This window comes from Ruminococcus difficilis (assembly GCF_016680995.1).
Window position 1 is genome coordinate 1 of the sequence record NZ_JAEQMG010000006.1, and the last position, 5,385, is coordinate 5,385.

The following is a 5,385-nucleotide window of genomic DNA, read 5'->3' on the forward strand; positions in this document are numbered from 1 at the left end:
TATTTCTATTGTATAACCCGTATGCCGCGAAAAGCGTCGGTTTAGCTGAACGCCGCGGTGAAGGGCTTGTCGTTGTAAATTCTCGCGATAGCCTCGGCGAAGATGGGAGCCGTGGGAAGCACGGTGAACTTGTCGATCATCTTGTCCTCGGGAACGGGAATCGTATCGAGGAGGATAACCTCCTTGATAGCGCTGTTCTTGATTCGCTCGATAGCGGGGCCTGAGAGAACAGCGTGAGTCGCGCAGGCGTAAACCTCAACCGCGCCGCCCTTTTCAACGATAGCGTTGGCAGCGTTGCAGAGTGTGCCGGCGGTGTCGATCATATCGTCGACGAGAATGACCTTCTTGCCTCTGGCGTCGCCGATGATGTTCATGACCTCACAGACGTTTGCCTTGGGTCTGCGCTTGTCGATGATAGCAAGACCTGTGCCGATCTTGGACGCGAAGTTACGCGAACGAGTTACGGAACCGAGGTCAGGGGAAACAACGATAAAGTCGTCGAAGTTGCCGCCGATCTTCTCCTTCATGTGGTTTGCGAGGATACCCGCGCCGTGGAGATGGTCAACAGGGATATTGAAGAAGCCCTGAATCTGGTTTGCGTGCAGGTCCATTGTCAGAACTCTGTCAGCGCCCGCTGTGGTGATGATATCAGCGCAGAGCTTTGCGGAAATCGGATCTCTCGCCTTAGCCTTTCTGTCCTGGCGCGCATAGCCGAAGTAGGGCATTACTGCGGTGATTCTCGCCGCGGAAGCTCTCTTCATCGCGTCAATCATGATGAGCATTTCCATCAGGTTGTCGTTGACGGGGGTGCAGGTGGACTGAACGATGAAGCAATCGCTGCCTCTTACGGACTCGTGAAGCGAAACCGCGATTTCGCCGTCGGAGAAGTGGGTGCAGTCGCTCTTGCCGAGAGACAGGCCTAAACAGCCTGCGATTCCCTGAGCCACATCAACATTTGAATTGCCTGCGAAGATTTTGATGTCCTTGCCGTGAAAATTCATTGATTCTAACTCCTTTTCCTTATTCCTCGTATTAACTTTGCTCGCTGTATATTAACAGGTATAACCCTTTTTCAAAGCGATCTGATTGAGCTCCTCGAGCTGAGCGGGGTCGTTCGCGCCGAGCACGGCGTCGCTGCACTGTGCTGTGTACGCTCCGACGGTCTTGCCGTTTTGGAGCAGAAGCTTTATCGCGTCGGGCAGATAATACTCGCCCGCCTTGTTGTCGCTCCTGATGCTGCCGAGCACACTCAGAAGCATTTTGCAGTCGAACCAGTAGCCGCCCGAATTGACCTCATCAATTTTGAGGGTCTCCTCGTCGGCGTCCTTATGCTCGACGATCGCCCTGAGGTTGCCGCTTTCGTCGCGCACGATTCTGCCGTAGCCTGTCGGGTCGTCCACTCTCGCGGAGATAACCGTCGCCGCACAGCCTGTCGATGTGTGCTGAGAGAGTGACTTTTCGATCGTTTCAGCGCTCATGAAGGGCGCGTCGCCGTTGAGAATAACGACGTTGCCGTCGTGCTTTTCAAGGAAGTCCTTCGCCATCATTACGGCGTGACCCGTGCCTAAGCGCTCCGCCTGGAACACGCTCTCGACCTTAAAATCGAGTGTGCCGAGATACTCCTCGATGCACTCCTTTTTGTAGCCCTTGACGACGCAGATGTCGTCGACACCCGCTTTTCTCAGGGCGTTCATTACCCAGAGGAGCATGGGCTGACCGAGCACCTCGGAGAGAGTTTTTGGCTTGTCGGATTTCATTCTCTTTCCTTCGCCGCCCGCAAGAATAATTGCGCAATTACTCATAATTTACCTCTTGTTACGCGGATAAAAATACGTTTATCCGAGAGTATTTGTGCCTGATATTTCCGTCTTGGCACAGTTTTTTACACTATTAATATTATCGCAGAAAAGCCGAAATTTCAAGTGAAATAATCAAAAAATCGCTTGTCAAAGCCATTTTAAACGATTTATACAATATTAATAAAATTTAGTGTTGTTTTTTATAAGAAAAATTTTTTAAAATATATAGCTATTTTTAACAGAATTTGGTATAATACACTGTAGGCATATAGTTTGGCAGGACTGCCTTTGGGCATTTTTGCTACAGCCAAATTATTTTTCATTAGGAGGATGATTTCCAATGGCAAACAAATGGGTATACCTTTTCTCAGAAGGTAATGCGAACATGCGTGAGCTTCTCGGCGGTAAGGGCGCTAACCTTGCTGAAATGACCGGCATGGGTCTTCCCGTACCCCAGGGCTTCACAATTACTACAGAGGCTTGTACTCAGTATTATGAGGACGGCAAGAAGATTAACGACGAGATTCAGGGCCAGATTAACGAGTACATCGGCAAGATGGAAGAGATCACAGGCAAGAAGTTCGGCGACAAGGAGAACCCGCTCCTCGTTTCCGTACGTTCAGGCGCAAGAGCTTCCATGCCCGGTATGATGGATACAATTCTTAACCTCGGTCTTAACGAGACTGTTGTCAACACCATCGCTGAGATGTCCGGCAACCCCCGTTGGGCTTGGGACTGCTACAGAAGATTCATTCAGATGTATTCCGACGTTGTAATGGAGGTCGGCAAGAAGTACTTCGAAGAGCTCATCGACGAGATGAAGGAGAAGAAGGGCGTTAAGCAGGACGTAGAGCTCGACGCTGACGACCTCAAGGAGCTGGCTTACCAGTTCAAGGCAGAGTACAAAGAGAAGATCGGCAAGGACTTCCCCGACGATCCCAAGGAGCAGCTCATGGGCGCTGTTATGGCTGTATTCCGTTCATGGGACAACCCCAGAGCGAACGTATACCGCCGCGACAACGATATCCCCTATTCATGGGGTACTGCCGTTAACGTACAGTCAATGGCATTCGGTAACATGGGCGACGACTGCGGTACCGGCGTAGCCTTCACAAGAGATCCCGCTACCGGCGAGAAGAAGCTCATGGGTGAGTTCCTTACAAACGCTCAGGGCGAGGACGTTGTTGCAGGCGTTCGTACTCCCATGCCCATCGCTCAGATGGCTGAGAAGTTCCCCGAGGCTTTCGAGCAGTTCCAGCAGGTTTGCGCTACTCTCGAGAACCACTACAGAGATATGCAGGACATGGAGTTCACCGTTGAGCACGGCAAGCTCTACATGCTCCAGACCAGAAACGGTAAGAGAACCGCTCAGGCTGCTCTCAAGATTGCCTGCGACCTCGTTGACGAGGGCATGAGAACAGAGGAAGAGGCTGTTGCGATGATCGATCCCAGAAACCTCGATACTCTCCTCCATCCCCAGTTCGACCAGGCTGCTCTCAAGGCTGCTACTCCCATGGGCAAGGGCCTCGGCGCTTCCCCCGGTGCTGCATGCGGCAAGATCGTCTTCACTGCCGAGGACGCTGAAGCTTGGAACGCTAAGGGCGAGAAGGTCGTTCTCGTTCGTCTTGAGACCTCTCCCGAGGACATCACCGGTATGAAGGCTTCACAGGGTATTCTGACCGTTCGCGGCGGTATGACCTCTCACGCTGCCGTTGTTGCCCGTGGTATGGGTACCTGCTGCGTATCCGGCTGCGGCGACATCGTTATGGATGAAGCTAACAAAAAGTTCACTCTCGCAGGCAAGGAGTTCCACGAGGGAGATTATATTTCAATCGACGGTTCTACCGGTAACATCTACGACGGCGCTATCGCTACAAAGGACGCTGAGATCGCAGGCGAGTTCGGCAGAATCATGGCTTGGGCAGACAAGTTCAGAACCCTCAAGGTTCGCACCAACGCTGACACACCCGCTGACGCTAAGAAGGCGAGAGAGCTCGGCGCCGAGGGTATCGGTCTCTGCCGTACAGAGCATATGTTCTTCGAAGAGGACAGAATCGCTGCGTTCAGAGAGATGATCTGCGCTGACACCGTTGAAGAGAGAGAAGCTGCTCTCGACAAGATCCTTCCCTATCAGCAGGGCGACTTCAAGGCTCTCTACGAGGCTCTCGAGGGCTGCCCCGTAACCATCCGTTTCCTCGATCCGCCTCTCCACGAGTTCGTTCCCACAGAGGAAGAGGACATCAAGAAGCTGGCTGACGCTCAGGGCAAAACCGTTGATGAGATCAAGGCTATCATTCAGTCTCTCCACGAGTTCAACCCGATGATGGGTCACCGTGGCTGCCGTCTGGCTGTTACCTATCCCGAGATCGCAAAGATGCAGACAAAGGCTGTTATCCGCGCTGCTATCGAGGTTCAGAAGGCTCACGCTGACTGGAACGTTAAGCCCGAGATCATGATTCCGCTCGTATGCGAAATCAAGGAGCTCAAGTATGTCAAGAAGGTCGTTGTTGAGACCGCTGACGCTGAAATCGCTGCTGCAGGCGTAGAGCTTGAGTACGAGGTTGGTACAATGATCGAGATCCCGAGAGCTGCTCTCACAGCTGACGAGATCGCTACTGAGGCTGACTTCTTCTGCTTCGGCACCAACGACCTCACCCAGATGACCTTTGGCTTCTCACGTGACGACGCAGGCAAGTTCCTCAACGCTTACTATGACACCAAGATCTTTGAGAACGATCCCTTCGCTAAGCTCGACCAGACAGGTGTCGGCAAGCTCATGGAAATGGCTATCAAGCTCGGCAAGCCCGTTAATCCCAAGCTCCACGTTGGTATCTGCGGCGAGCACGGCGGCGATCCCTCATCTGTAGAGTTCTGCCACAAGATCGGTCTTGACTATGTATCCTGCTCACCCTTCCGTGTGCCGATCGCAAGACTGGCTGCTGCTCAGGCTGCTGTTAACTCCAAGTAATTCCTTCATAAAAGGTATACAATAACAAACAAATCAGCTCCGTCTTTGAAAGACGGAGCTTTTTTGCGTTTATTTTAACCCCGCCGTTGATGGACGTTTCTAAAAATGAACGTCATCATAGGCGGGAGAAAGCGCCACCGGCGCGCGGAGCTTTTTTGCGTTTATTTTACGTATTATATTCAAAAATAGTTTCAAAGGTCACGGGAGTAAAGGCTTTTACACTCTTCTCAAAGTCCGCCTTCTGCTCGGCGGTAAGCGAATCGTTCACGGTGATAGTGATTTTGCAGTGACGCTGCACGATCGTCACAGAGTAATCCGTGACGCCCAGCGCCTCGATAAGCTGATTGAGATCTGCGCTGCCGTGACCGCCCGAGGCACGTGTTTCGCGGAGCATAAGCAGCTCGCGGCGCCTTGCGAGCGTCAGGTCAGTTCTCTCCTTGCCAATGAATTTCTCGCGCTCGCTTATGCCGTAGGTTTGGGCTGTCGAGACAAACGCCTCGCGCAGCAGGACATCAAGCTCCGTGTAAATTCTGTCGAGCTCGACCGCATACGCCTTCAGCTCGCAGTCCACAGCGCCGCCCTGTTCAATGCCGTACAGACCTGTTTGGAGCAGCTTTG

Annotated in this window: 4 protein-coding genes; 1 reads left to right on the top strand and 3 read right to left on the bottom strand. The window is 52.5% G+C overall.

Annotated features, from left to right (window positions below; genetic code table 11):
* Positions 1-41: 41 nt before the first annotated feature.
* Positions 42-1,001: a ribose-phosphate diphosphokinase gene (locus JKK62_RS00125; protein ID WP_186833064.1), complete on the bottom strand. Its 960-nt coding sequence runs from the start codon at positions 999-1,001 to the stop codon at positions 42-44.
* Between the two features lie 51 nt (positions 1,002-1,052).
* Entirely contained in the window at positions 1,053-1,802 is a 750-nt protein-coding gene (locus JKK62_RS00130; RefSeq protein WP_201426508.1) for a sugar phosphate nucleotidyltransferase, read from the bottom strand.
* A gap of 337 nt (positions 1,803-2,139) precedes the next feature.
* Between JKK62_RS00130 and ppdK the strand changes: the two genes are divergently transcribed.
* The gene (ppdK, locus tag JKK62_RS00135) at positions 2,140-4,767 is read left to right on the top strand and encodes a pyruvate, phosphate dikinase (protein WP_186833066.1); all 2,628 of its coding nucleotides are present in this window, start codon (positions 2,140-2,142) and stop codon (positions 4,765-4,767) included.
* 166 nt (positions 4,768-4,933) lie between these two features.
* Here ppdK and JKK62_RS00140 read toward each other — a convergent pair.
* Positions 4,934-5,385: putative phage tail protein (locus JKK62_RS00140; protein WP_201426509.1), on the bottom strand; the 452-nt coding region annotated here is incomplete at its 5' end.

What these genes read in the sequence shown, in the direction of transcription:
- JKK62_RS00130 (WP_201426508.1), bottom strand. Translation starts at nt 1,802, where the DNA reads ATGAGTAATTGCGCAATTATTCTTGCGGGCGGCGAAGGAAAGAGAATG.
- ppdK (WP_186833066.1), top strand. Translation starts at nt 2,140, where the DNA reads ATGGCAAACAAATGGGTATACCTTTTCTCAGAAGGTAATGCGAACATG.
- JKK62_RS00125 (WP_186833064.1), bottom strand. Translation starts at nt 1,001, where the DNA reads ATGAATTTTCACGGCAAGGACATCAAAATCTTCGCAGGCAATTCAAAT.